At 64.4% G+C, this 25929-nt stretch carries 23 protein-coding genes; 8 read left to right on the top strand and 15 right to left on the bottom strand.

Features of this window, described 5'->3' with window-relative positions; translation table 11 throughout:
* Position 1: 1 nt before the first annotated feature.
* The 4 genes from BW994_RS02215 to BW994_RS02200 all read right to left on the bottom strand — a co-directional run bounded on the left by BW994_RS02215 (position 2) and on the right by BW994_RS02200 (position 3869).
* Entirely contained in the window at positions 2–1132 is a 1131-nt protein-coding gene (locus BW994_RS02215) for an HlyD family secretion protein (RefSeq protein ID WP_029312994.1), read from the bottom strand.
* Positions 1132–1647 (bottom strand): MarR family winged helix-turn-helix transcriptional regulator, encoded by a 516-nt coding sequence (locus tag BW994_RS02210; RefSeq protein WP_051657517.1) that lies wholly within the window; start codon positions 1645–1647, stop codon positions 1132–1134. The genes BW994_RS02215 and BW994_RS02210 overlap by 1 nt, the downstream gene beginning before the upstream one ends.
* 333 nt (positions 1648–1980) lie before the next feature.
* A complete protein-coding gene (locus BW994_RS02205; protein ID WP_029312996.1) occupies positions 1981–2688 on the bottom strand; it encodes a MarC family protein in 708 nt (235 codons plus the stop codon).
* Complete coding sequence (locus BW994_RS02200; RefSeq protein WP_029312997.1) at positions 2688–3869, bottom strand: amidohydrolase; 1182 nt, start codon at positions 3867–3869, stop codon at positions 2688–2690. Before BW994_RS02200 ends, BW994_RS02205 begins: the two co-directional genes overlap by 1 nt.
* A gap of 187 nt (positions 3870–4056) precedes the next feature.
* Between BW994_RS02200 and BW994_RS02195 the strand changes: the two genes are divergently transcribed.
* The 3 genes from BW994_RS02195 (at position 4057) to BW994_RS02185 (ending at position 6759) form a co-directional block, all read left to right on the top strand.
* Positions 4057–4260, top strand: coding sequence for a hypothetical protein (locus BW994_RS02195; protein ID WP_139333948.1), 204 nt, complete (start codon positions 4057–4059; stop codon positions 4258–4260).
* A gap of 138 nt (positions 4261–4398) precedes the next feature.
* Positions 4399–5130 (top strand): 7-cyano-7-deazaguanine synthase QueC, encoded by a 732-nt coding sequence (queC, locus tag BW994_RS02190; protein ID WP_029312999.1) that lies wholly within the window; start codon positions 4399–4401, stop codon positions 5128–5130.
* 216 nt (positions 5131–5346) lie between these two features.
* Entirely contained in the window at positions 5347–6759 is a 1413-nt protein-coding gene (locus tag BW994_RS02185) for an NAD(P)H-dependent flavin oxidoreductase (RefSeq protein WP_029313000.1), read from the top strand.
* 20 nt (positions 6760–6779) lie between these two features.
* Here the strand turns inward: BW994_RS02185 and BW994_RS02180 are convergent, their stop codons facing one another.
* From BW994_RS02180 to BW994_RS02140, 9 genes are all read right to left on the bottom strand, one after another.
* The gene (locus BW994_RS02180) at positions 6780–7736 is read right to left on the bottom strand and encodes an acetyl-CoA carboxylase carboxyltransferase subunit alpha (RefSeq protein ID WP_029313001.1); all 957 of its coding nucleotides are present in this window, start codon (positions 7734–7736) and stop codon (positions 6780–6782) included.
* 205 nt (positions 7737–7941) lie between these two features.
* Positions 7942–10098, bottom strand: coding sequence for a M48 family metallopeptidase (locus BW994_RS02175; RefSeq protein ID WP_139333947.1), 2157 nt, complete (start codon positions 10096–10098; stop codon positions 7942–7944).
* A 20-nt stretch (positions 10099–10118) separates the two neighbouring features.
* Positions 10119–11273: an SEL1-like repeat protein gene (locus BW994_RS02170; RefSeq protein WP_029313003.1), complete on the bottom strand. Its 1155-nt coding sequence runs from the start codon at positions 11271–11273 to the stop codon at positions 10119–10121.
* Positions 11270–11935, bottom strand: a complete 666-nt coding sequence (locus BW994_RS02165; RefSeq protein ID WP_029313004.1) for a hypothetical protein — start codon at positions 11933–11935, stop codon at positions 11270–11272. The genes BW994_RS02170 and BW994_RS02165 overlap by 4 nt, the downstream gene beginning before the upstream one ends.
* 102 nt (positions 11936–12037) lie before the next feature.
* Positions 12038–12667: an ABC-type transport auxiliary lipoprotein family protein gene (locus BW994_RS02160; protein WP_245594180.1), complete on the bottom strand. Its 630-nt coding sequence runs from the start codon at positions 12665–12667 to the stop codon at positions 12038–12040.
* Between the two features lie 17 nt (positions 12668–12684).
* Entirely contained in the window at positions 12685–13677 is a 993-nt protein-coding gene (locus BW994_RS02155; protein WP_029313006.1) for an MlaD family protein, read from the bottom strand.
* Between the two features lie 24 nt (positions 13678–13701).
* Positions 13702–14448 carry an ABC transporter ATP-binding protein gene (locus tag BW994_RS02150; RefSeq protein ID WP_175612077.1) on the bottom strand — a complete coding sequence of 249 codons (747 nt, stop codon included), beginning with the start codon at positions 14446–14448 and terminating at the stop codon, positions 13702–13704.
* Complete coding sequence (locus BW994_RS02145; RefSeq protein WP_245594181.1) at positions 14445–15542, bottom strand: ABC transporter permease; 1098 nt, start codon at positions 15540–15542, stop codon at positions 14445–14447. The genes BW994_RS02150 and BW994_RS02145 overlap by 4 nt, the downstream gene beginning before the upstream one ends.
* Positions 15530–16141, bottom strand: coding sequence for a YjbE family putative metal transport protein (locus BW994_RS02140; protein WP_029313009.1), 612 nt, complete (start codon positions 16139–16141; stop codon positions 15530–15532). The genes BW994_RS02145 and BW994_RS02140 overlap by 13 nt, the downstream gene beginning before the upstream one ends.
* Positions 16142–16362: 221 nt before the next feature.
* On the opposite strand from BW994_RS02140, the gene BW994_RS02135 reads away from it, so the two are divergent.
* From BW994_RS02135 to BW994_RS02120, 4 genes are all read left to right on the top strand, one after another.
* On the top strand, positions 16363–17484 hold the full coding sequence (locus BW994_RS02135) for a GGDEF domain-containing protein (RefSeq protein WP_051657519.1): 1122 nt from the start codon (positions 16363–16365) through the stop codon (positions 17482–17484).
* 198 nt (positions 17485–17682) lie between these two features.
* Positions 17683–19017 carry an adenylosuccinate lyase gene (purB, locus tag BW994_RS02130; protein ID WP_029313011.1) on the top strand — a complete coding sequence of 445 codons (1335 nt, stop codon included), beginning with the start codon at positions 17683–17685 and terminating at the stop codon, positions 19015–19017.
* A 410-nt stretch (positions 19018–19427) separates the two neighbouring features.
* Positions 19428–20066, top strand: a complete 639-nt coding sequence (locus tag BW994_RS20085) for a PEP-CTERM sorting domain-containing protein (RefSeq protein ID WP_245594182.1) — start codon at positions 19428–19430, stop codon at positions 20064–20066.
* A 249-nt stretch (positions 20067–20315) separates the two neighbouring features.
* Entirely contained in the window at positions 20316–20900 is a 585-nt protein-coding gene (locus BW994_RS02120) for a hypothetical protein (protein ID WP_139333946.1), read from the top strand.
* A gap of 80 nt (positions 20901–20980) precedes the next feature.
* On the opposite strand, the gene BW994_RS02115 is transcribed toward BW994_RS02120, so the two are convergent.
* Both BW994_RS02115 and gltX read right to left on the bottom strand, forming a co-directional pair.
* A complete protein-coding gene (locus BW994_RS02115) occupies positions 20981–22999 on the bottom strand; it encodes a putative bifunctional diguanylate cyclase/phosphodiesterase (RefSeq protein WP_051657264.1) in 2019 nt (672 codons plus the stop codon).
* 258 nt (positions 23000–23257) lie between these two features.
* Positions 23258–24604: a glutamate--tRNA ligase gene (gene gltX, locus BW994_RS02110; protein ID WP_029311381.1), complete on the bottom strand. Its 1347-nt coding sequence runs from the start codon at positions 24602–24604 to the stop codon at positions 23258–23260.
* A gap of 110 nt (positions 24605–24714) precedes the next feature.
* Between gltX and BW994_RS02105 the strand changes: the two genes are divergently transcribed.
* Positions 24715–25896, top strand: coding sequence for an MFS transporter (locus tag BW994_RS02105; protein WP_139333951.1), 1182 nt, complete (start codon positions 24715–24717; stop codon positions 25894–25896).
* Positions 25897–25929: the final 33 nt, after the last annotated feature.

Genomic DNA, 25929 nt, shown 5'->3' with positions numbered 1-25929 from the left:
ATCAGAACAGGTTCGACAGTTTGTGCTGATGGCCGGTGATGATATCCACCTCGGCCGTCATGCCGTTGCGCAGCACCAGATGCTTCGGCCCATCGGTAATGTTCACCCGCAGCGGAATCCGCTGCACCACCTTCACCCAATTGCCCGATGAATTCTGCGCCGGCAAAATCGAAAAGCTCGAACCGCTGGCCGGTGCGATGCTCGCCACCACCCCGTGCCACAGCTTGCCCGGATAGGTATCGACATGGATCTTCACCTTGTCGCCCGGCTTCACCCAGGTCAGCGCGGTCTCTTTCGGCTGGGCGCGCACCCACACATCCGTGCTCGAAACCAGCCCGAACGCCGCCGTGCCGGCCTGCAAGTACATCCCCGGCTGCAACTGCTCGGTCTCGGTCACCACGCCATCGAACGGAGCCCGCACGATCGAATGCCGGTAGTTCAACTGCGCCGCCGCAACCGCCGCCGCCGCCGCCTTGTACTGGGGCGTATCGGCCAGATGGATCTTCGGATCGCCGGACAATTTCGCCAGATCAACCCCGGCCTGCGCCTGCATCGCCGCCAGATCGGCCTCGGCACCCTGGTATTTATACTTCGCATTGTCATAGTCGGACTGCGTCACGCCGCCGCCATGCACCAGCGAGGCATAGCGCTGATAATTCAGCCGATCGTTCTCGACCACCGCTTGCTGCACCTTGATCTTCGCAAGCTGCGCCTCGTAGCCGTGCCGCGCGCCCTCGATCTGCTGCTTCACCTCGGCCAGCTTCGCCTGCGCCTGATCCTCGGCCACGACAAACCGCGTCGGCTGCAAGCGGAACAGGATCTGACCCTTGGTAACGACCTGATGGTCCTTCACATCGACCTGATCGACCAGGCCGGACACATCGGTCGATAAATTGACCCGCGCCGCCTTGATATACGTATCCGTCACCGAAACCGACCCGCCGCTGAACAGCCAGTACAGCAATACAGCCAGCAAAATCAGCAGCACCCCGCCGATCATCAAGACCGGCCGCAGCAGCTTCGAGCCGCCCCGGCTACGCCCCTCAGACCGGGTCTTGGCGTCGCGCCCCGTGGTCTCGCGGCCCTCGGCATCGCGCGTCACGACCCCGGCGGTTGAACTTGTCTGCGACATCAAGCCATCTCCTGTTCGGCCTTGGCGGCACTGATCATATAGGTGTCGGCCGCACGATCGGCCGTGAGTAAAATTGTTTTCATCCGCATCAATCCATCGATCGTCGCCTCGATCACCTCGGGCGACAGCGTCTGCGTCACGAATTCGGCAACCAGGCCGCGCTGGGCCTCGATATCGCGCAGCAACGGGTCCGCCAGCGGGGTCAGATGCAGCCGCCAGATCCGCCGATCCCGCGGGTCCGCCCGCCGCTCCACCAACCCGCGCGCCTCCAGCCGATCGGTCAGCCGCGCCACCGTCATCGGCTCGACTTCGATGATTTCCGCCAGATCCTTCTGCGACAAACCAGGATTATGCGACAGGCGGATCATCATCACCCATTGCGCCCGGTTCATGTCATGCATCCGCGCCCGCCGGTCGATCTCGCGACGCAGCAACCGCGCGACATCATGCAGCAGATACAGAATATCAGGTTCGGTGCCGGCGCCCGGCGGCGCACAAGAAATGTTCGGATCCATCGTGATTGATATAATAGAGATTGATACGAGTAAGCGCTACTGCCCCAGTTCTGCGTTTTTCGCAGGGGGCCCTGCGGCAGCGCGGAGGCAAGGAAGGCCAGGGGCTCTCCCTCCGGAGCCATTCCAGCGATGAAGAGCATCGCTGGAACCTTCGGCTCCTCCGCCCCTGGACCCTGTTAAAGGCCCCACGGGCAAGATGCCCGCTATCATATGATAAGGCGCGCGACGCGCGCCGGGCTTTGAAATCCATTCGTTTTAGGCAAGGGGAGGGCGACACAGGTCACATCAGCGGAAAGTCCTGGGCAAAGCCCCCCGCCTTCTGTTTCTCGCCCCTCAGCCCCGAATCGCCTGATGCAGCACCGGCACCGCGCCGGACAGCATGATCTGCACGCCAATGCCCAGCAGAATAAAAGCGGCCAACCGTGACAAAACCCGCCGCCCGGTCGGCCCCAGCAATGCCCCGAGCCGATCCGCCGTGGCGTAGGACAGCCAGATCAACAGCGCCATGACAATGGCCGCGAGCGACAGGCCGGCAAAGAACATCGCGAGCGTCGCCCCCGAGGCCGGATGCTGCGTGCCGAGCGCCACGGCAACCGCAATCGTCCCCGGCCCGGTCGTGAACGGCAGGGTCAGCGGAAAGAACGCAAACCCCGATATGTCTTCCGCGGTCTCCTCGGCCTCGGCCCCCGCGCTCACCTGCGCCGTCGCGTGCGCCGCCTGGGCCTGCTTGCGCTCCTCATGCTCTTCCGGCGCATTCAGCATCTGAAACGCCCGCGCCGCCACCACCGCACCGCCCGCCAACCGCAGGGCATTCAGCGAAATGCCAAAAAAACTCAGGATATAACTGCCCGCCCACAGCGAAATCAGCATCACCAGCGCGCTGTTCAACCCAACCCGGCGCGCCAGATTAAGCCGCACCCGATGGCTGCGGCTTTCGGTGATCTCGTTGAAAATAATCGCCCCGCCCAGCGGGTTCACAATCGAGAGCAGGGCCGGGAACGCGAGCAGAAACGCGTCCGCCGCCTCGGCCAGCAGGTTCATCAGCCCGGCAATTCGCTGGCCGCGATGGACGCAAACACCGCCGCCCCGACCGGCAGGATCGCATCGTTGAAATCATAGCGCGGATGATGCAGCGGCATCGCCCCCTTTTCGCCATCCGCCTGCCCGATCCGGAAAAAACACCCCGGCCGCTGCATCGCGTAATAAGCAAAATCCTCGCCCCCCAGCGTCGGCGGCAGCGTGGTATGCACGTTCGCAGCCCCCACCACCGCCCCGGCGGCCCGCGCGACAACCCCCGCCATCGCGCCGTCATTCACCACCGGCGGATAGCCGCTCTGGTAATCCACCTCCGCCTCAACCCCCGCCGCCCGCGCCAGATGCCCGATCAGCTCGGGAATCTCGCGCGCCAGCCGCACCTGATTGGCCGGCGTCAGATTGCGCACGGTGCCGCTCAGCGTCGCGATCTCCGGAATAACATTGGTCGCACTACCCGCATGGAACGTACAGATCGAAACAACGGCCGATTCCAGCGGATCGACCCGGCGCGACACGATCGACTGCAACCCGAGCACGATCTGCGCCCCCGCCACGATCGGATCGATCGCCGCATGCGGCCGCGCCGCATGGCCGCCGCGCCCGGTCAGGCGGATCACGAAATCATCGGTCGCCCCATGCACCGTCCCGGTCGAAGCCGAAATCGCACCCACCGGCAGCGTCGGGTCGTTATGCGCGCCGAACACCGCATCGAACGGAAACCGCTCCAGCAACCCATCCTCGATCATCCGCAACGCACCGGCGCCACCCTCTTCGGCGGGCTGGAAAATGAAATGGATCGTCCCGGCAAAATCCCGCGTCGCCGCCAAATAGCGCGCGGCGGCGAGCAGCATGGTGGTGTGGCCGTCATGGCCGCAGGCGTGCATCCGCCCCGGATTCTGCGATTTATACGGCAGATCGTTCGCCTCATCCATCGGCAGCGCGTCCATATCCGCCCGCAGCGCAATCGCCCGATTCCCCCCCGCGGACGACCGCCCGCCCCGCAGCGTGCCCACCACCCCGGTGCCGCCAACCCCGGTGGTCACCTCGATCCCGAACGAAGCAAGCCGCTCGGCCACCAGGGCTGCGGTGCGATGCTCCTGATAAGCAATTTCAGGGTGAGCATGAAAATCCTGCCGCCAGGCGGCGAATTCGGGCGTCCAGTCGTGCAATTGCGGGTCGATGTTCATGCGCGCCAGCATAACCGCACCAGTTCGATCACGCCAAGTCTTTCCGCGCCGCGCCGTTTGGTTTCATACGCCGGCCGAATAGGTCTTACGCCGCAACTGCGGGTTATTGCAGCGCAGCATAACCCCCAATTCTGGCAGCGAGCAGGACACCACCTGCACCAATGTTTTGTTTTCAGGAGTTTTTATCATGCGTAAAATGACCCGTTTGTTGACCATCCTCGCCGTCGCCGGCGCTTTCGCACCGCTCGCCGCCAATGCCAGCTCGGTCGGCACCTCGATGTACCAGCCCGGCCCGCTGATCGTGCATGCCCAGCCGCAGCACAAGGCGGTCAACGCCAACGGCCGCACCGCCCACGCCCAGCAGATGCAGGCGATCGCGCGCAACGGCTGATCCAGGCTGATACGGCGGGGCGACCCGCCGTACGCTAATTGCCGGTTGAAGGGCGGCACGGGTTCGGTTGTTGAAAAACACCGAAACCGGCCGCCCTTCGCCTTGATTGCCCCACAATGAGCGGGCACAAGCCTGCCCATGACAAGCCAAGCGGCACTCGTGCTGTTCTCCGGCGGACAGGACAGCGCCACCTGCCTCGCCGATGCGCTCGACCGGTTCGACCGGGTCGAGACCATCGGGTTTTTCTACGGCCAGCGTCACGCCGTCGAACTCGAATGCCGCGCCCCGCTCCGCCGCACGATCGCGGCGCTGCAACCCTGGCGCGCCACTCTTGGCCCCGACCACATGCTCGACATCGCCGCCGCCCTCGCCGCGCTGGGTGAAACCGCGATGACCGCGGATATCGAAATCGCCACCACCGCCGCTGGCCTGCCCAACACCTTCGTGCCGGGGCGCAACCTGCTGTTCCTCACCTATGCCGCCGCACTCGCCTACCGGCGCGGCCTCGGCGTGCTGGTCGGAGGCATGTGCGAGACCGATTATTCCGGCTACCCCGACTGCCGCAACGACACGATGCGCGCCATGCAATCCGCCCTCGGCCTCGGGCTCGACCGGCCGATCATCATCGACACCCCCTTGATGTACCGCGACAAGGCCGCCACCTGGCGCCTCGCCGAAACCCTCGGCGGTGCCGCGCTGGTCGAGACCATCCGCACCGAAAGCCATAGCTGCTACAAGGGTGATCGCGCGGTCCTGCACGACTGGGGCTATGGCTGCGCCGCCTGCCCGGCGTGCGATCTGCGGGCCGCCGGCTGGGCGCGCTATCGCGCCGGCGCTGCGCCCGGCGGCGATACCATGGACGGAACATGACAATTTTGTTTAACCAGCGCCACCCGGGCGCTGTATGGCGCATCCGATCCGTGCTACGCACACGTAGGACAGGATAAGGACGGACGGCGATGGTTTCCACAACCTGCCGCCGCACCATATCAACGTCAGGGACGAAATCACCACCGATCGGCTGCCCCGGCTGGCCGGTTTGAACTTCAGGAACAATCGCAGCGCGATGAACAGGTTGCCGACACGATGAAAACGATCAACGCGATCCGGATGGGCGGGGCCGATGTGCTGCCGCTGGTCGAAGGCGGCAAAGGCGTCGCAATTTCGAACGGGCGTTCGGCCGGCCAATGGGCGGCGTCGGGCGGCGTCGGCACGTTCAGCGCGGTCAATGCCGATTCCTACGATGCGGACGGCAACCCGATCCCGCAACTCTACCACGGCACCACCAGGCGCGCCCGCCACGAGGAACTCGTGACCTACGCGATCGAAGGCGGCATCGCCCAGGCCCAGCGCGCGCACGAGGAATCCAACGGCCAGGGCCGTATCCACGCCAATATCCTGTGGGAAATGGGTGCCGCCGAGCGCGTCATCACCGGCATTCTCGAAGGTGCTAAGGGGCTGATCAGCGGCATCACCTGCGGTGCCGGCATGCCCTATAAACTGTCCGAAATCGCCTCGAAATTCAACGTCCACTACTACCCCATCGTCTCCTCCGCCCGCGCCTTCAACGCGCTGTGGCGCCGCGCCTATCACAAGGCGGCCGATCTGATGGGCGGCGTCGTCTATGAAGACCCCTGGCTCGCCGGTGGCCACAACGGCCTGTCGAACTCCGAAGATCCCACCAAACCCGAAAACCCGCTGCCGCGCGTCATCGCGCTGCGCAAACAGATGCGCGAATTCGGCCTCGATGCCACGCCGATCATCATGGCCGGCGGCGTCTGGTGGCTCGAAGAATGGGAGGATTGGCTGGACAACCCCGATGTCGGCCCGATCGCCTTCCAATTCGGCACCCGCCCGCTGCTGACCCAGGAAAGCCCGATCAGCGATGTCTGGAAACAGCGCCTGCTCACCTTGAAGGCAGGCGACATCTTCCTCAACCGCTTCTCGCCCACCGGGTTCTATTCCAGCGCGGTCAATAACGACTTCATCCAGAGCCTGCGCGCCCGCTCCGAACGCCAGGTCGCCTATACCGGTGAGCCGGTCGGCGCCCACACCGCCGAATATGGCGTCGGCCCGCGCAAACGCCCGGTCTGGCTCACCACGGCCGACCTCGCCCGCGTGCGCGGCTGGGAGCGCGAAGGCTTCATCGAGGCGCTCCGCACCCCCGATTCGACGCTGGTGTTCGAAACCCAGGCCGCCCTCGAAGACATCCAGCGCGATCAGGTCAACTGCATGGGCTGCCTGTCGCACTGCCGGTTTTCCAACTGGTCGCAGGAAGGCCCGGAGTTCTCGACCGGCAAAAAAGCCGACCCGCGCAGCTTCTGCATCCAGAAAACCCTCCAGGACATCGCCCATGATGGCGAAAACCCGGAATCGGTCGAACGCAACCTGATGTTCAGTGGCCACAACGGCTACCGCTTCGCCACCGACCCGTTCTATTCCAACGGCTTCATCCCCACCGTGAAGCAATTGTTCGAACGGATCATGACCGGCCGCTGACCGCGGCCGCTCACGCGGCGCTACACTACCGCGCTCTGCCCCATCGCCAGGAATTTCTCCCGGCGCTTGGCGCGCAGCGCTTCCGGCGCCATCGTCTTGAGCGGCGCGAGCGCGGTGGCGATCGCCTCGCCCAGCTGCGCCACCGCCGCATCCGGCGCGCGATGCGCGCCGCCGAGCGGTTCGGGCACGATCCGGTCGATAATGCCCAACCGCTTCAAATCCTGCGCGGTCACCTTCATCGCCTCGGCGGCCTGCGGGGCCATCGCCCGGTCCTCCCACAGAATCGCCGCGCAGCCCTCCGGCGAGATCACCGAATAGATCGCATGCTCATACATCAGAACCACATCGGCGGCGGCGATCGCAATCGCACCGCCCGAACCGCCTTCCCCGATGATCGTCGCAATGAACGGCACCGGAGCCGCAAGACACGCATCGATCCCGCGCGCAATCGCCTCTGCCTGGCCGCGCGCCTCGGCATCGATGCCGGGATACGCCCCCGAAGTATCGACGAACGATAAAATCGGCAGGCCGAACCGCCCCGCCAGCTCGATCATCCGCCGCGCCTTGCGATAGCCCTCCGGCCGCGGCGAGCCGAAATTATGCTTGAGCCGGCTATCGAGATCGGACCCTTTCTCGATCGCGATGACCATGACCGGCTCACCCTGAAACCGCCCCGGCCCCGCGATGATCGCGGCATCCTCGGCAAACGCCCGGTCCCCGGCAAGCGGGGTGAACTCGGTGATCAGCCCGGCGATCATGTCCTTCGCCTTGGGCCGTTCCGGATGCCGCGCCACCTGGGTCTTCTGCCAGGGCGTGAGCTTGCCGTACAAATTGCGCAACTGCCGCTCGGCCTTGTCGGAAAGCTGCGATACCTCCTGGGCGATGTTCAACTCGCCCGGATCGGTCATCCGGCGCAGCTCTTCAATCTTGGCCTCCAGTTCGGCGACCGGTTTTTCGAAATCGAGAAAATGACGCATGGGTGTCGGGTGTCGCAGAACGGCCGTGATGTCAAATCATCCAGCCCTTCAGGGCGGCGCGAAGGGTAAGAAAGAACTTCTTTTTTGTGAACAAAAAAGAAGCAAAAAAAACTTTGTTAATTTGAGCTAGTGCCGGTGAAACCGCCCGTGCCCCAGATCAAAAAAAGTTTTTTGTTTCTTTTTTACAAAAAAGAAGACCTTGCCTTCACACGCCCTCGACTCCCCGCTCGCGCAGCGCCGCCCGCGCATAAGCCGCGCGCACATACCGATCGATCGTCTCCGACAGCATCCGGTTCCGCTTGGGGGTCACGATCATCTTGCAGCGCAGCCGCAGCGCATGGGGCTTCGCCAGCCATTTCAACCGCCGGTGGCGGCGCGCCAGCGGCGGTTCCGGTGCATCCGGGCGCAGGAAGACCGTGACGATGCAAGTGGTCCTGTTGTGGTTCAGCCGCACATGCCGAACCGCCAGCCAGTCGATCTTGCCCTCCAGCCCAGCGCTCGCGAATCCCTCCGGCCGCAGGATCAGAAACGGCGCGGCCCGATCGCGCAGCAGGTTGAACACGGTGTAGCTGCCATATAAACCCAGGCTCAGCATCACGCCGCCGAACGCAAACATACTGGTGGCCGATGATCCGGCGGTGCCCGTCACCGGCGGGGTGAACCCAAGATACAGATATCCCGCGCCCACCAGCAGTGCCAGCAGGGCCAGTGCGCCATAGGCCACACAAATCAGCACCGGCTGCTCGTAATAGACCGTCTCCGTGCCATCGACCTCGGCAGCCTTGGCAGCCAGGGCGGTGTTGATGGCGTTATTGTCTGCCGCAACCTTGGCGCGGAAATCAACGCTCAACTGCGTGCAGAGCTCAGGCAGGTCCGCGAACAGCGCGGCGATGAACGCCGTCTCCGCATCGCCCACCGGCCGGCGCGCCATCGACAGCAGCGCCTCGTCGGGCACCACTCCCATCGACTCCAGCCGCACCGACACCGGCGGATGCCGATCGGTCGGGTGCGGCTGGCGCTTTTGCAAATGCCCATCCGCCGCCGGCACGCCGAACGCGGCCATCCGGCGTGACAGGATTTCGATCAGATGCGGCGCATCCGCCATTGGCCGTGCGGCATCGTCGCGCAGTACGGACGTGGTCAGATCATCGCTCGCCGCAATCCGGATCAGCGCGCTCCCCGCGTGCAGCGGCGTCACCAGCGCCGCACCGGCACGGTCGGCTTGCAACTCGCGCTGCCGGCTCCAATGGCTCACCGCCTCGTCGAAACACGCGGTCACGAACAGGCTGAGCGCAAGCCCGGGCAGCAGCACCAGCGTCCGCGGTGGCCGGCGCTGCGCCACCATCATGGCCAGCGCGCTGCGATGCAGGCTGGCGTAGGTCGGCAGGAAGCGCAGGCTGTAAACCGTGTCCTCCCCGGCGAAATGCGCGAGTTCATGCCCGATCACCGCAAGCGTCTCCTCCCGCCCCAGCAGCGACAGGGTGGTGAGCGGCACATGCAGCGTGCGCCCCTCGATCACCCGTTCCTCCGGCAGCAAACGCACCCCGCCCGATGTCACATGAAACCCATCGGTCACCCCCACCACGATATGATCGGGTGCCAGCGCCGCCTGCCGCTGCGCCGCATCGCGCACCAGCGCCCATAATCCCGGCGCATCGGCATCGGCCAATTCGCGCGCCAGCAGCGGATAGGGCTCGGCGGCGAACAGGCTGAACGCCGCGCGCAGCCGCAGCAGGATTTTCCACGCCGCCGCCAGCAGCACCCCCGCCAGCGCAATCGCCAATATCAGCGGGCGCGGATCATCGAGGATCGCGCCAGGATCACTGAACAGCGCCATCACCAGGCTGAACACCACCCCGGTAACACCCAGCGCGATCGCGACATACTGCACGCCCAGCACCGCCGGCAGCGTGCGCCGCGTCAGCGCCGCCACCATCACCAGGCGCTCGCGCGAGACCACGCTGCCAAACTTGAGCGCGGCGGCCACCAGCCACCCGGCCAGTCCGGCGATCAGCGCCACCAAGCCGGCCACCACCGCAAGCACCGTGAACCCGAACCGGATGCGCGCCATCACCACCCGCCCGCCGGTCCGATCCCGCGCACCGCGCACCAGCGCCAGCGCGTCCGGCGCCGCAAGCCGCCTGCCATCCCGAAACGTCAGCACCGTGTGCGGATCACGCGTCACCACCGCGCCGATCTGCCCAACCTCACGGTCGAACCCCTGCACCATCCGCACGCGCTGCGCCACGTCATGCCCGACCACCGGCACCTGCCAAAGGCCGAACGCCAGCAACGCCACCGGCACCGCCACCATCAATCCGGCCAGACGAACCAGCGAAGTCTGACTTGGTGCAACGGTCATGTCGATCCCTCCCGCCGCGCTCAATCGTTCAGTGCGAACGACAGCCGCGGATATGTCCTGAACAACGTAGCGCCATATTTTGCCGCCTCGTCGCCGACGCCCGATGATTGATCAGTCGCAACCGCAACCGCCAGCGCCGATGCCCGGTGGTGTAGCCCGGTACCCTTTTTGGTCATCTGCGCCGCAAGCTCCGCCGCCGCAATCGCCCGCACCGGTGCCGTGGGCGGCCCATCCGGCACGATCTTGCCCAGCGCATACAGCCGCGCAAGCTGAAACGCCGCCCGCGCGCTGCCGTCGTGCATCGCCCGCGTGTACCACACCGCCGCCTCACGGTCGGACGGCGTCAGGTTCCAGAACCCCTCCAGCCACGCATCCCCAAGGAATCGCTCAGCGGTCGCCGAAGGATAGGGCAGGGTCGCCGCCGTCATGATCCAGCGCTCGCCCTCGCCATGCAGCTTGGCGGCAAGGGCAGGGTCGGTCGACTTCAGCCGGGCGGAATGGCGGATCAGCAGGACGGCATAGGCAAAGCAGCCCCTGTGATACCCGCGCAGTGCCGACACATGATAAAGTGCATCTCTCAGCGATCCGGCCGTCGGCGCCGCGGCGGCGCTCGACAATGCCCCCGCCGCCGCCGCGCTCAACACTGGCAGCACCGCGACCTTGGGATGAAGTTGCAGCAGAACCGCCGCCTGCGCGGCACTGCGCGCCGAACCGGCGGCAATCGCCGCGGCATACGCCCGCTGCGCCGCCGCCAGATCGACCACCGTCCGATCGGAACCGGCCCCGAACAGCCGGATGTCCCCCAGCGACGTACAGGCCGCCACTCGCACAACCCGATCATCCCCCGCCGCGCAGCGTGAAGCGAGCGTCGCAAGCCCGGTTGTCCGATCGGCTGGAATCGCGTGCCGATAGCCGTAAACCTGCTGCGCCGCGATGAACACATCGGCCAGCGCCCGGGTCCGTGCATCCGGCGAATGTGCCATGGCAAGCGCCTGCTTGCCCGAAACATCCGGCGCGTACAGCGCACTGCGATGCCACACCGCGACCGGATAGGGTTTCGGCAATCCCGCCGGACCATGCCGCCCGCTCACAACCGCAATACCGGCGATCATCAGGCACCACAGCCCAACCAGCGCGTAGAAAATCCGGTCCGCCCGCGTTGTTGCCGGCTTCACGCCGCGCGCTCCGCCCTCGTACGGAAATCCCAGCCGCCGTCGCTGGCCTTGCGCGCATTGCCGATCAAAAACGTCACATCCGCCGCCACCAGCCCCCGGCCGCGCCGCGCCATCACCTGAATCGTGATCAGCAGACCAATGCTCACCAGAAGCCCGACCGCCCCGATCGAACCACCATCGATCTCGACCAGCCCGAGCCCCGCCCGCAGCGACATCGCGAGCAACATGAGCGACACCGCGACCAGCCCGGCAAACGCCACGCCGGTCGGCTGGCGGTAAACCCCCCAGCCGGTCATCGCGATGCTCGCGGCAAACCCCAGAATGAACAGCGAAAGCAAAATCTGCGCGACCGGCGGCAGCATCGGCGCATCAGCCACCACCAGCACGTTGAGCGACAGCAACAGGGCATAAATAATGCAAAGGACAGCCAGCGTCATCGCCACTCGTGGCACCGCCGGCGCCTGCGGTGCCGCCGGCAGCAGTGCAACCATCCGCGCCAACGCCGCATCCTGGCGTCGCGTCAGCGCGCCACCAACCTCGTATTGCGCCTTGATTTCCTGATAAACCGCAATCCGCTCGGCGGTCGATCGCGGTTCCGGCAATGCCTGCCAGGCAGCCCGCACCGATTTCTGCACCGCCCGTAGCTTGAACCCTGCCGCCATTGTCGCTCCCTCGTTGGTTCAAAGATGTCAGAGATACGATGTAACCGACAGATCATGAGAAGTCCTGCGCTTTGTGAACAAAAAAAGCACAAAGACAATTTTTTAGTGCGAGTCCGCGCCACCCGCAGCACCCAACCCCCGCACCAGCGCCACCGCCTGCCCCAGCACCCCCGCCAGCGCCGCCCGTTGCGCGGCAACCAGATCGGGCGCCGTCACCCCCGCCAGCGGCGCCGTCGCCCGCAGCCGCCGCTGCGCCAACGGCCGCTCGCCGATCCCCACCGGCTTGGCCACCACCAGCGTCAACGCCGCCCGCGCGACCTGAGCAGCCGGATCAGCCAGCAGCGTATCCAGCGTCCCCTCCACGATCAGATCCGGCGTCAGCGAACTACCCTCGCCCACCACGGCGGCAAACGCGCCCGAAGCCTCCAACCAGGCGATCAGCGCGGCGGTGGTCGCCTGCGCCGGCGCGGTCGCCCAGCGATTGTAATACCCCTGATGAATGCTGCCATCCGCCAGTAGCGTGATCAGCCCGCGCTGGCTCAGCGTCGGCCCGGCAGCAATCCCCTGAACCTGCACCACCCCGCGTCCACCCACCCCGGCACCCACCGGCGGCGGCGGTGCCAGCGGCCAATCGCTCCGCGCGACATATGGCTGCTTGGCCAGAATGCCGCCGCACCCGGCCAGCGCCAGCGGTGTCGCAAGCAGAAAATGGCGGCGATCGAGGCTCATCATGCGTCGGCTCCCAAACATCAGCGCGGCATCCGCGGCGGCGGCGGCGCGCCCCGCAGCACCACCGCCGGATTATTCTTCAACGTCTCGGATAGTTCATCGAGGTTGGACGATGCCTGATCCAGATTGCGCAAAATCGGCATCATCTGCCGCGTCAGCGTCGCCGTCGCCCGGTTCGCCGTCGCAACCGTCGCCTTGGTATCCGCCAGCAGCGCCGGCATCGCGGCGGTCGCGGTCGCCAATTCACGGCTGGTCCGATCCAGCTGATCCAGAATCGCATTGGTCTTCGCCCCATCCGCCAGATTGCGGATCGAAGCGGTCGTCGCCGGCAGATCCGCCTGCGCCACCTGCGATTTCAACTCCGCCAGCAACCCGTTGGCGTTTGCGATCGCCTGATGCGCATCCCCGGTGGTAATCTCCTGATTCAGCGTATCGATCGTCGAGGTCAGCAGCTTCACAGTCTGATCGAATTTCACCCCGTTCATATTGGTCAGGAAATTCTGCACCGCATCCTGCACCTGCGTCAGCGTGCTCGGAATCGAGGGTATCACCAAGCTGCGCGGATGCCACGCGATCGGCTTGACCGGATGCTGCGTCGGCGAGACGAAGCTGAGCTCCAGATACGCAAGCCCGGTAATCCCCTGCGGCGCCACCTGCACCCGCAACCCATGATCGATCGCCCCGCCGAAATTCGCATCCGGCCCGATCTTCTTCGGATCGACCCGAAACCGCACCACCACCTGATGATACACCGGCTGGACCAGATCGGCCGGATTGGCCGGCGGATACTCCGCCGAAACCAGCCCGATATCCGTCACCTTGCCGATCGTCACCCCCCTGAACTTAACCGCCGAGCCGACATCGAGCCCCTGCACCGATTCCGCGAAATAGGATTCATAATTCAGCCCCGAGCGGAACGCATTGCCCGACAAAATGAAAATCGCCCCGATCAGCACGACAATGCCGCCCAGCACGAACAGCCCGGTCCGCAGCGCCGCCCCCTTACCCTCCATCTCTGGCGTTCCTCTCGCAATCCATCATGGGGCATCCCGGTTGAAAAACGCGCGCACCGTCGGGTGCGTGCTCGATTGCTGCAAATCGCGCGGCACCCCGAGCGCGATCATGCCGCGCGCCTCGCGATCGAGCATGACACACCGGTCCGCGATCGCGAAAATCGACTGCAACTCATGCGTCACCACCACGAACGTGCAATCCAGCGTCGCCCGCAAATCCAATATCAACCGGTCCAACCCCGCCCCGGTGATCGGATCGAGCCCGGCCGAAGGCTCATCGAGAAACAAGATCGGCGGGTCCAGCGCCAGCGCCCGCGCAATCGCCGCTCGCTTCGCCATGCCGCCCGAAATCTCGGATGGCAGCAAATTCACCGCCTCCGCCAGCCCGACCATCGCGAGCTTGATCCGCGCAATCTCCGCCCGCGCCCGCGCCGGCAAATCCGTGAACATCACCAGCGGCAACATCACGTTCTCCAGCAGCGTCATCGATCCGAACAACGCGCCCGATTGAAACATCACGCCAATCTCGCGCCGCACCAACGCCACCCGCTCCACCACATCATAGCCGCCTACGGTGATCCGCCCCTTGGTCGGCGTCAGCAGCCCGATCATCTGCTTGAGCAGCGTCGATTTGCCGCACCCCGACCCGCCCAGCACCACGAACACCTCGCCGGTCGCAACCGTAAAACTCACATCCTCGAAAATCACCCGCCCGCCGAAACTCTGCCCGGCATGATCCACCACGATCGCCGGCGCACAAGCCGCGCTCACAGGCCCAACCGATAAAAAATCACCGCGAACAGCCCATCGAGCAGAATCGTCACCACGATCCCGCCCACCACCGCCGATGTCGCCGCCTCGCCCACCGCGCGCGGCCCACCCCCCGCGGTCAACCCCGCCCGGCACCCGATCAACCCGATCGCCGCCCCAAACACCACCGCCTTGAACAGCCCGAGCAACAGATCATACGGCCCGGTCGCCATCTGGATCTGATTGAGAATCGCCGAAGGCGGAAACCCCAGGATCATCATCACCAGCCCCATGCCCAACACCCCGGCAATGTCCACGCCCAGCGCCAGCGCCGGCATCACCACCATCGCCGCCGCCATCCGCGGAATCACCAGCATCGTCTCCGCATCGATCCCCATGGTCGTCAGCGCTGCCACCTCCTCGTTGACCACCATGGTGCCCAATTCGGCCGCGAACGCCGACCCGGTCCGCCCCGCGAGAATAACCGCCCCCAGCAGCGGCCCCAACTCCCGAAACAACGACAGCGACACCAGCGCCGCCACATAAATATCCGCCCCGAACTGCCTCATCGGAATCGCCGACTGGAACGCCAGGATCATCCCGATCAAAAATCCCATCATCCCCACCAGCGGCATCGCCTGCGTCCCCGCCCGCTCCACCAGCCGGAAAAAATTACCCCCCCGCAAAAACCGCAGCTTGCCCGGCAGGCTCGCCGTCGCCAGAATCGTCTGGCCGAAAAACGTCACCCGGATCAAAAATGTCCGCCATACGCTGGTGCGCGCCACCGTCCGCGCCGGCACCTTCGCCGTCACCCCCTCCGGCACCGCCAGGCGCAGCCGCGCCATCAACTGCGCCGGCTTCTCGCCCAGCCCGCGCCACTCGATCCGCCCCGAATGATCCCGCTCCAGCGCCAGCAGCAGCGCCGCCCCCGATGTATCGATCAGCTCAGCCCCGGAAACATCGATCGCGAGCCCATCCCCCGCCCGCCGCGCCGCATCCACCGCGCGCGTCCACACCGGCGCCAGCGCCGTCGCGGTCAGCGGCCCGGCCAGGCTGATCACCGTGCCGCCGCCCTCGCTGGCAACCTCAAGCTGAACCGCCGTCATCCGAGCCATGCAGGCACGTGCAATCCCATGTGATGAGCGACCTGCAGGCCCCCCGCGTGAATCATTGTCAATGCCACATATAGCACGATGGCAAGCCCAACCCAGACCAGCCAGCGATGCCGCGTCAACAACCGCGCCACGATATTCGCGGCCAACCCCATCAACGCCACCGAAAACACCAGCCCGCCCGCCAACAACAACGGATGATCCCGCGCCGCCCCTGCCACCGCCAACACATTGTCCAGACTCATCGACAGATCGGCAATCACGATCCGGATCGCCGCATCCCGCAGCCGCGCCGGCGCCGCCTCATTCACCGCAAGCGGCTGGCGCCGAAACTCCCGCCACGATTTCCACGCGACATACAAAAGGAGAATCCCGCCCGCCAACGTCAGCCCGATCACCGCCAGCAGCCGCAACGCCACCAACGCCAACCCGATCCGAATGACCGTCGCCGCCCCCACCCCGATCAAGATCGCCTGCCGCTGCTGCGCCTTCGGCAACCGCGCAACCGCCAACCCGATCACGATCGCATTGTCGCCCGCCAACACCAGATCGATCAGCAAAACCTGCGCCAGCACGGCAAGATCGGCGAGAGCCATGTTCATGCAGCGTGGTTCGCGTCTGCGTCCTTGGTTGTCAACCGGAACGCCAGGGCAGGGGCAGGAAGGTCTTCTTTTTTGTGAACAAAAAAGAAGCAAAAAAAACTTCGTTCGTTCGCGTCCGTGCCGATCGACCGTCTCAAACTCAATATTGTTTACCCGATCTTGAGAACTCTGTGCTAGAAAAATGAGACCAGCGATGATTCCGAACCCCAGGGGCGCGACCGATGAAGACCGCTTCCGCAGCGGCGGGCCAATCGAGCAAAGCGGCCCCGCCACACCAGGTGGGCGGATCGGCCATCGCCAAAAACAGCTGGGTCCTGCTCGCACGCATCGTCATCGTCGCCGGGCTCGACGATCTGCTCTTCGTCCCCTTCTTCCTCGCCGAGCATTCAGTCACCCAGGCCGCGATGAACCTGTTCAGCGCTGGCCTCTACGCCGTCATCCACCGCCTGCTCAAGCACAGGCGCAACCGCCTCGCCGTCGCGCTGATCTGGGCGGAAGTCTTCGGCCACGCCACCATCGGAACCCTGCTCAGCGGATGGAACAGCGGCTATTTCTTCTATCTGCTCATGTTCGTGCCCACAATCGCCATCAGCATGCCGCGCCGGCGCGCCATCATCCTCATCGCCTGGCTATGGGCCTATTTCATCGCCCTGATGATCCTCGCCGCAACGCTGCACCCGCTCGCGCCGATCGGCCACGCCGCCCTCGTGTTCCTGCAAGCCTACAACGCCACGGTCCTGATCGGCATGGTCACCTACTTCACCCTGATGTACCGCCGCCTCGCCATCGCCGCCGAACAGAAACTCCAGCGCCTCGCCACCACCGATCCCCTGACCGGATTGCTCAACCGCCGCTCCACCATCGAAATGGCCGCCCGCAGCATCGCCGCCGCCGAGCGCGGCAGTGCCGATCTGTCCTTCATCCTCGTCGATATCGATCATTTCAAACTCATCAACGACCGGTTCGGCCACAAAGCGGGCGATGGCATCCTGACCACGGTCGCCGCAGAACTCAGCGAGCTGATCCGCGGCGAGGATATCCTGGCCCGCTGGGGCGGCGAAGAGTTTCTCGTCGTCCTGCCCGACACACCAATCGAAGGCGCCGCCGAACTCGCAACCCGGTTTCAGGAACGCCTCACCGCCTTCAAGCCGCAAATCGGCGACATCCACGTCAGCATCAGCCTCACCATGGGCATCAGCACCCTAGCCCCCGGCGAATCCTTCGATGCCGCCGTCGCCCGCGCCGATCAAGCCCTCTATCGCGGCAAAGACCAGGGACGAAACCGTATCATCCTCGATACGGGCAACACCGGGTCACCGCAGGACAAGGTCACGGCAGCGTAGCTCTTCTTTTTTGCGAACAAAAAAGAAGCAAAAAAACTTCACCAATCTGAGCCCGTGCCGCCTCAAACGCCCGTGCCCCGGAGTCAAAAAGTTTTTTGCTTCTTTTTTCCAAAAAAGAAGCCTTCCCTTTTCCCGCGCCCTCCCCTTGCCAACCCAACCGCCCCCGCCCAAAACCGCCGCGCGAGCAAGGAGACCCCGATGGTACCGCGTTATTCCCGCCCCCTCATGGTGGCGATCTGGCAGGATCTGAACCGCTACCGCATCTGGTTCGAAATCGAGGCGCTGGCCGCCGAAGCCATGGTCGCCACCGGCGATGTCCCGGCCGAAGCCGCCGCCGCCATCCGCACCCACGGCGGCGCCGCGATCGCCGCGATGACCGAGGCCGATGTCACCAAAATCGCCGACATCGAAGCCGTCACCCGCCACGACGTCATCGCCTTCCTCACCTGGCTCGCAGAACCGATCGGGCCGGACAGCCGCTTCGTCCACCTCGGCATGACCAGCTCGGACGTGCTGGACACCTGTCTCGCCGTCCAGCTCACCCAGGCGACCGACCTCCTCCTCCAGGGCATCGATGCCGTCATGGCGGCGCTGAAAAAACGCGCGCTCGAACACAAACTCACCCCCACCATCGGCCGCAGCCACGGCATCCACGCCGAACCCACCAGCTTCGGCCTCAAACTCGCCGGCCACTACGCCGAATTCGCCCGCAATCGCGCCCGCCTGCTCACCGCCCGCACCGAAATCGCCACCTGCGCCATCTCCGGCGCCGTCGGCACCTTCGCCCATCTCGACCCGCGCATCGAAGCCCACGTCGCCGCCCATCTCGGCCTCGCGGTCGAACCGGTCTCGACCCAGATCATCCCGCGCGACCGCCACGCCGCCTATTTCTGCACCCTCGCGGTCATCGCCTCCGGCATCGAACGCCTCGCCACCGAAATCCGCCACCTCCAGCGCTCGGAAGTCCGCGAAGCCGAAGAGTTCTTCCACCCCGGCCAGAAAGGCTCGTCGGCCATGCCGCACAAGCGCAATCCGGTCCTGTCGGAAAACCTCACCGGCCTCGCCCGCATCGTACGCGGCTACGCACTCCCCGCGCTCGAAAACGTCGCCCTCTGGCACGAGCGCGACATCAGCCACTCCTCGGTCGAACGCGTGATCGCCCCCGACGCCACCATCACACTCGACTTCGCCCTCAACCGCCTCGCCGGCATGATCGACAAACTCACCATCTACCCCGACCGCATGACCGAAAACCTCGAAAGCCTCGGCGGCGTCGTCCACTCCGGCGAAATCCTCCTCCTCCTCGCCCGCTCCGGCATCTCGCGCGAAGATTCCTATAAAATCATCCAGCGCAACGCCATGGCCACCTGGACCACCCTCGGCCACCCCGACGCGAAACGCTTCCGCGACCACCTCCTCGCCGACCCCGAGGTCGCCGGCCGCATCACCCCCGAAGCCATCGACACCGCCATGAACCCGAACCTGCACCTCGCCCGGATCGACACGATTTTCGAGCGGGTGTTTCAGGAATAGGGAAAGTAAGGCTTCTTTTTTGTAAAAAAGAAGCAAAAAACTTTGGGTGATCAGGAACCGGGGTGGAGGCACAAACAGCTTCATCCGGTAGTCCGCGCATGGCGCCGCCCACCATCACCGCTACCCTCGCCGCGAGCCTGTATAACGCCCGGCGCGGCCTCGGCAGCGAAACCAGTCTGCACCTCATTGTCGTTGGTCGACGACAACGGCCCCCGATACGCCCTGGAGTGTCGGAATCTTTTACATCTAAATTATTGTACGCGCTTATGTCATTGTTTTTACTGAAATGAAAAATTGGCACGTAAATTGCAATAATCCGATTACGGTTGTGCATAATTGCATGCTCGATACAACGAAAGGTTAATTGAATGCGAAATTTGAAAAAACTGCTTCTCCTGACGGCCACGTCAATGTCGATGGCCGTCGTCAGCCTCGGCGCCGCTCAGGCCGGAACGATCGATGTGGTCTGGAACTTTGTCGGTAGCAACGGCAGCCTTGGACACACTCATACCTACGCAAGCACCCCCGTCCTCAACCCGCCGATCGACATCACCGCGACCGGCTATACCAAGGCCGACGGCAACCGCTATAAGTTCCAGGATCTCTACGGCAAAGACCAGGGGTCGGGCGAACAAGGCGTCGGCCTGACCAACGATCCCTCCGGTGATCACGAAATCACGCCCGGCAGCTTCATCCAGCTAGACCTGATCAATCTGGCCAGTTCCTCACAGATCACCAGCATGGCGCTCAGCTTCCAGGCCGGCAGCACGAGCGGCAACGACGAATGGGCGGTCTACGGCTCCAACGTCGCCGGAAAACTGAGCACGCACCAACTCGCCACCGGCACCAACGACAACCTGATCGGCAATCTCGCCGGCAACATCATCGGCACCTACCGCTATCTCGACGTCACCGCCCTCAGCGGCAACATCCTGCTGGCCGAAGTGGACAACAAGGTGAACGTCCCGGAACCCGGCTCGCTCGCCTTGCTTGGCACCGGCCTGATCGGTCTCGGCGTGGTGCTCCGCCGCCGCCGCAAAACCGCCTGATCCGCCCCTCCGCGCGGTGCGTCCCAATCATCGGGTCGCACCGCCCGGCCCGCATCGCAGCGACCAACGGGTCATGGCTCGGGCGGATTGGATGGGGGAGCGGCGTAAGGCTTCTTTTTTGTAAAAAAGAAGCAAAAAACTTTTTTGATCTGGGACTGGGGTGGGGGCGGCTGGTTGCCTCACTGAAAACTAACGGCTGCCCTAACAAAACGCTTTCTCACCCCCCGGCCTGCCGCCTATCATGCCTGCGTGCGCGCAACCCCAACCAATCCCCCCTTCGTCATCCGCTGCTTCATCGTCATGATGAACGCCCTGTGCGACGCCGTGGCCGAACACGGACCCGCCGGCTACGTCCCCATCCCCATGGTCAACCGGATCTGGACCCGCCTGCAAAACCTCACCACCCGCTTCCTCGCCGCCCTCGCCCGCGGCCCCATCCAACCGCGCGCCAAACCAGCCGCCAAACCAACCCCCGAACCCAACCCCGAAGCCCAACCCGACCCCCAGCCACCCCGCGCCCGCCGCAAACGCCTCACCCTGCCGTGCCGCGAAGCCTGGCTCTACCGCCTGATCCCCGAAACCGGCTTCACCCGCTTCACCCTGCAACACATCCTCGCCGACCCCGAATTCGCAGGGTTCCTAGTAGCCAACCCCAGACTCATCCGCATCCTGACCCCGCTCTACAACGCCATGGGCATCGACCTGCCCACCGAACCCCCCTTCGCCCCCGACCCACCACCAGACTCCCGCCGCCACATCATCTTCGGCACCCCAGACCCCACCCAATCCGAATCCCCCACCCCAACCCCCGATTTCAAAATTCAACCCGCCTGACCCAAGCGCCTTCGCACGCCCATATCGTTACGATATCATAACAAAAAACACAGAATCCCGTGCCGCACCTCCGCCTCACATCACCCACACAACCGATCGGGATACATCAGCGACGCTAACGGGTTGGTGCGTTCACACCACGCGGCGACGGCTTCGATCCGCATTGGTTTTGCGAACAAATAGCCCTGGATGAGTTTGGCACCTAAGCTGAGCAACAGCGTCAGCTGAGCCGGCGTTTCAACCCCCTCGACGACGCAAGAGACTTCGAGGTTTCGGCAAAGATCGATCAGCGAGCGGATGATTTTCGGCGCGGTGTCGCTGTGTTCGATATCACTGACGAAACCGCGGTCGATCTTGATCTTATCCAGTTTCAGACGATGCACATAACCAAGGCTCGAAAACCCCGCACCGAAATCATCGAGCGCGATGCTCGTCCCCATGTCGTGCAACGTCTCGATCGTCTCCGCGGCAAGGTCGAAATCCCGCAGCAGCGCCGTCTCGGTGATTTCGAACACGATGCGTGACGGATTGACGCCGGAGCCGCGCAGCATCTCCTGAATTTTCGTTATGGTGGCGCGCGAATTCAGGTCGTGGGCCGAAAGATTGAAACCGACCAGCGCCGTTGCCGGCACCAGACTTAGGGCGTCGAGATATTTCGCGAACAGCACGAGCGTGATGTGGTTGATCAGCTGGGCGTGTTCGGCGATCGGGATGAACACGCCGGGCGATACCGCGCCAAGTTCTGGGCTCTCCCAGCGGGCAAGCGCTTCGAACGCGTGGATTCGGTTGGTCGTCGCATCGACGATCGGCTGAAAGGCGAGCCATAGCTCGCTTTCAAGGTCGGCGTTGCGCAGCGCCTGTTCGATCTGGCTCGATGTGCGAATCTGGGTCTCCAGCGCTTGCGAAAACAGCACGATCTCGCCCTTGCGATGCTGTTTGCCGTCATACAGCGCGTAATCCGCGCGCTCGAATAAATCCTCCGCCGTCTGGCCGGTTTGCGGATAGGTCGCAACACCGATCGAACAGCCGATGGTCGCCAAAGCGGTAGCGTTGAGCGCAAACGGCGCTTCGAGCAGCTCTTGCAGCCGGGCGCCGAACGCCAGAATTGCAGCTTCATCCGCCGTGTCCTTCAGGATCGCGCCGAATTCATCGCCGCCGAGCCGGGCAATGAACCGATCCGCCCCGGCAATGGTGCCCAACCGCCCGCCGATCTGTTCCAGCAGCCGATCGCCGGCGCCATGGCCGTAACTGTCATTGACGGCTTTGAACCGGTCCAGATCGATCATCGCGACGGCAAAACACGTGCCGGATTGCTGGGCGGCGGCGAGGGTATCATCGAGCTCCGCGATGAAGCGGCGCCGGTTGGGCAGACCGGTCAGCCCATCCTGCTGCGCCAGGCGCAGATTTTCATCCGACAATCGCTGCGCGCTGCGCTGCGCGACGACCAACGTGTCGAAACTATGGTTGTTGCGGAGCATGATAATGATCAAACCCCAGGTAACAACAACAACATTGGCAACCATGGCGATCAGCACCAGGTTTTCGGTAATCAGGAAAAAAATGGTGAAGGGGATCAGCACAAGAAACGTGAGCAGCAGGGCAGCGCTGCGGTGTTGCGTTAGGCACAGAATGCAGCTGATCACGGTGATCGACATATAAAAGGCAACATGGCAGCGCGCGTAGGCATCGCCATAAGGGTAGAGCGCCAGCGACCAGGCGGTGAAAACCGCACCCAATACGGCGACCGCGAAAGTAATCGTTTTCAAAAAATGCAGCGCACCAACCCCATCCACCGATCGCAGCGACAGCCGGCGCCAGAACCTGACCCGATGGGCACAGATCAAACAGAACACGATCGGCATCACGATGGTCAGGAACGGCGGCGCGGTTTCGATATGGGTCGCGGCGAGCGCCAGAGCATTGGCGGTCAGGATGATGAACAGCATCGGAATCTGTCGGGCCAGAGCCGTCAATTGGGCGTGCGCCAGGTCCAGATCGTGATAGGGCAGGCCGAACATCGTTCGAAACGCGGCGAGGCGCGTGCCGATCCCGTGCCGGGCGGCGTGTTCCGCAGGTGGTGCGAACGGATGAGGCGGCATTGCTCTGCCAGCGCTCCCGAACCGGGCAGAATACGCCACCACATCGCTCCTTTCTGCCGTCGCTGCGGCCCAAAGCATCTCAGCCTAACGTTTGCTCACGCATCGTCGCCCGGTCGTCGATCGAATGCGGGGGGCGGGACGTTTTTCGACCTCTCGCCACTCACGAATACGCGATAGACATTACTCATTACTTAACGGCGATCCGCGCGACAGTCCTTCCGTTCGAAATCGGATCGCAAAACGCAAAGCACGCCTCGTTTACCGCGCTGCGCGTTCCAGCCGTTCGATCACCAGTTCACGTGTGATGAGAGGCAGCAGCGCCGCAAGATCCGGCCCGTGCGGTTCGCCGGTCAGCGCGAGCCGCAGCGGCATGAACAACGCCTTGCCGCGCGTATCGGTCGCAGCGGCGATCATCGTGGTCCAGGATTTCCACGTCGTCTCATCCCAGGGCGCCTCGGGCAGGCTGCCCAGTGCGGCCTGCAGGATCGACCTTGCTTCGGGAATCTCGGGCGGATCGATCGGCCCGTGGGTAATCTCCCACCAGTGCCGGGCCTCGGAAAGCAGATCGATATTGCCGCGAATCGCCTGCCAGAACGCCGGGCTCGCCCCCTCGGGCAGCCGGTCGGCCACGAAATCGAACGCAACATTGTGCAGGATGCGGCGGTTGAGGCTGAGCAATTGCTTCGCATCGAACCGCGGCGCGCCGCGCGAAAACGCATCGAGGTTGAAACTCGGCCCGAGTTCGGCCAGCGTCAGCGGCTCCGGGTCCCGGCGCGAGCCGAGCCGGGCAAGATAGGCCGCCAGCGCCATGGGTTCGATCCCATCGCGCCGGAACGTCCGCAACGAGACGCTGCCCGAGCGTTTCGAGAGTTTATCGCCCGCGATATCCGAAATCAGCGGCAGATGCGCAAACGCCGGCAGCGGCTTTTTCGGCGCCAGCGCGCGCCACAGATCGATCTGCACAGCGGTATTGGTCGTATGGTCCTCACCGCGAATCACATGGGTGATGCCGGTATCCAGATCATCGACGACCGAGGTGAAAGTATAAAGCGGCGTGCCGTCGGCGCGGATCAGCACGGGGTCGGACAGCGTATTGAACCGGATGGTCCGCTCGCCGAGCACCAGATCCTCCCAGAGGGCCGCACCATCCGAAAGCCTGAACCGCCAGTACGGCGTCTTGCCGTTGGCCTCGGCGGCGGCGCGCTGCGCCGGCGTCAGCGACAGCATGGCCCGATCATAGATCGGCGGCAGTTTGCGCTTGGCCCGCAGCGCGCGTTTGGCCGCGAGTTCCTCTTCGGATTCAAAGCAGGGATACAGCCGGCCCGCCCGCTTCAGCGTCTCGGCCGCCTCGGCATAGCGGGCGAGCCGGGCGGATTGGTTGAATTTGTCATCCCACGTCAGCCCGAGCCAGGCGAGGTCCTGCTCGATCGCGGCTTCGTACTCGGGGCGGGATCGTTCAGCGTCGGTATCATCGATCCGCAGCGTGAACCGCCCGCCCTGCGCCCGCGCGAACAGATAATTAACGATCGCCTGCCGGGCGTTGCCGGCGTGCAGATAGCCGGTGGGTGAGGGCGCGAAACGGACATGCGGGGAGCTGGCGTTCATCCCGGCTGGTTAGCATGGCTTCGTTGCGGAGAACAAAGGTGCACGAGGCCGTGATTTGCCTTATTTGCGAACGGTATCCAAATCCGGCCCGGGGGCAGTCTGTCGTGAGCATGGTGGTTGAAACGCGGCGGTCCGCGGCGGCGCGAACGACGTTTGCGGTCCTGATCGCGATCAGCATCTGCCACATGCTGAACGACATGATGCAGGTCCTCCTGCCCGCGATCTATCCGCTGCTGAAAGGCGGATTCCACCTGAATTTCGCGCAGATCGGCCTGATCACGCTGGTCTATCAGGTGACGGCGTCGATCCTCCAACCCATGATCGGCCTCTATACCGATGCACGGCCCCAGCCGTTTTCCCTGCCGTTCGGCATGGGCTTCACCCTGATCGGCCTGGTCGGTCTCGCCTTTGCCGGCACCTATCTGGAATTGCTGGGCGCCGCGGCGCTGCTCGGCGTCGGCTCGTCGATCTTTCATCCCGAATCCTCGCGGATCGCGCGCGTTGCGTCCGGCGGGGCACATGGGTTTGCCCAGTCGATCTTTCAGGTCGGCGGCAATTTCGGCCAGTCGCTCGGCCCGTTGCTGGCCGCGTTTTTCATCCTGCCGCGCGGGCGGGCGAGCATGGCGTGGTTTTCGCTGGCGGCGTTGCTGGCCATGGCGATCCTGACCGCGGTCGGCGTCTGGTTCCGCGCCAGCGGCCACGCCAAGCCGCGGGTGCGCGCGGCGGTCGCGGGTGCCAAGCCGGCCAGCGTCGTGGTGCCGCTGGTGCTGCTCGGCGTGCTGATGATGTCGAAATTCGTCTATCTCGCCAGCATCAATTCCTATTACATTTTCTACCTGATCCACCGGTTCCACATCACCGTGCAGCAGGCGCAGATCGATCTGTTCGTGTTCCTCGCGGCGGCGGCGGCCGGCACCATGATCGGCGGGCCGATCGGCGATCGCATCGGGCGGCGCGCGGTGATCATCGGCTCGATCCTCGGCGTCCTGCCGTTCACCCTCCTGCTGCCCTATGTCGGGCTGAACGCGACGGTCGCGCTCAGCGTGGTGATCGGCCTGGTCCTGTCCTCGGCGTTCTCCGCGATCGTGGTGTTTGCCAACGATCTGATGCCCGGGCGCGTCGGCGCCGTTTCCGGCCTGTTTTTCGGCCTCGCCTTCGGTGTCGCCGGGCTGGGTGCCGCAGGGCTCGGCGTGGTGGCGGATTGGACCAGCATCACCACCGTCTACCGCATCTGCGCCTTCCTGCCCGTGCTGGGACTTGCGGCGTTGTGGTTGCCCAAGCGGATCAAATAGCCAAAAATTGGCGTTTGCCGCCGGCGCGGCTAT

The organism is Acidiphilium rubrum, assembly GCF_900156265.1.
GTDB classification, from domain to species: domain Bacteria; phylum Pseudomonadota; class Alphaproteobacteria; order Acetobacterales; family Acetobacteraceae; genus Acidiphilium; species Acidiphilium rubrum.
The sequence above is the reverse complement of the archived record's forward strand: the minus strand, read 5'-3'. Positions and strand labels throughout refer to the sequence as shown.

Bases quoted from the DNA above. Each gene is read 5' to 3' on its own strand.
- BW994_RS02145 (WP_245594181.1), bottom strand. From the start codon at position 15,542: ATGGCTCGGATGACGGCGGTTCAGCTTGAGGTTGCCAGCGAGGGCGGC.
- queC (WP_029312999.1), top strand. From the start codon at position 4,399: ATGACAAGCCAAGCGGCACTCGTGCTGTTCTCCGGCGGACAGGACAGC.
- BW994_RS02180 (WP_029313001.1), bottom strand. From the start codon at position 7,736: ATGCGTCATTTTCTCGATTTCGAAAAACCGGTCGCCGAACTGGAGGCC.
- BW994_RS02205 (WP_029312996.1), bottom strand. From the start codon at position 2,688: ATGAACCTGCTGGCCGAGGCGGCGGACGCGTTTCTGCTCGCGTTCCCG.
- BW994_RS02105 (WP_139333951.1), top strand. From the start codon at position 24,715: ATGGTGGTTGAAACGCGGCGGTCCGCGGCGGCGCGAACGACGTTTGCG.
- BW994_RS02210 (WP_051657517.1), bottom strand. From the start codon at position 1,647: ATGGATCCGAACATTTCTTGTGCGCCGCCGGGCGCCGGCACCGAACCT.
- BW994_RS02195 (WP_139333948.1), top strand. From the start codon at position 4,057: ATGCGTAAAATGACCCGTTTGTTGACCATCCTCGCCGTCGCCGGCGCT.
- BW994_RS02215 (WP_029312994.1), bottom strand. From the start codon at position 1,132: ATGTCGCAGACAAGTTCAACCGCCGGGGTCGTGACGCGCGATGCCGAG.
- BW994_RS02140 (WP_029313009.1), bottom strand. From the start codon at position 16,141: ATGAACATGGCTCTCGCCGATCTTGCCGTGCTGGCGCAGGTTTTGCTG.
- BW994_RS02135 (WP_051657519.1), top strand. From the start codon at position 16,363: ATGAAGACCGCTTCCGCAGCGGCGGGCCAATCGAGCAAAGCGGCCCCG.
- BW994_RS20085 (WP_245594182.1), top strand. From the start codon at position 19,428: ATGTCGATGGCCGTCGTCAGCCTCGGCGCCGCTCAGGCCGGAACGATC.
- BW994_RS02185 (WP_029313000.1), top strand. From the start codon at position 5,347: ATGAAAACGATCAACGCGATCCGGATGGGCGGGGCCGATGTGCTGCCG.
- purB (WP_029313011.1), top strand. From the start codon at position 17,683: ATGGTACCGCGTTATTCCCGCCCCCTCATGGTGGCGATCTGGCAGGAT.
- BW994_RS02160 (WP_245594180.1), bottom strand. From the start codon at position 12,667: ATGATGAGCCTCGATCGCCGCCATTTTCTGCTTGCGACACCGCTGGCG.
- BW994_RS02155 (WP_029313006.1), bottom strand. From the start codon at position 13,677: ATGGAGGGTAAGGGGGCGGCGCTGCGGACCGGGCTGTTCGTGCTGGGC.
- gltX (WP_029311381.1), bottom strand. From the start codon at position 24,604: ATGAACGCCAGCTCCCCGCATGTCCGTTTCGCGCCCTCACCCACCGGC.
- BW994_RS02115 (WP_051657264.1), bottom strand. From the start codon at position 22,999: ATGCCGCCTCATCCGTTCGCACCACCTGCGGAACACGCCGCCCGGCAC.
- BW994_RS02175 (WP_139333947.1), bottom strand. From the start codon at position 10,098: ATGACCGTTGCACCAAGTCAGACTTCGCTGGTTCGTCTGGCCGGATTG.
- BW994_RS02165 (WP_029313004.1), bottom strand. From the start codon at position 11,935: ATGGCGGCAGGGTTCAAGCTACGGGCGGTGCAGAAATCGGTGCGGGCT.
- BW994_RS02200 (WP_029312997.1), bottom strand. From the start codon at position 3,869: ATGAACATCGACCCGCAATTGCACGACTGGACGCCCGAATTCGCCGCC.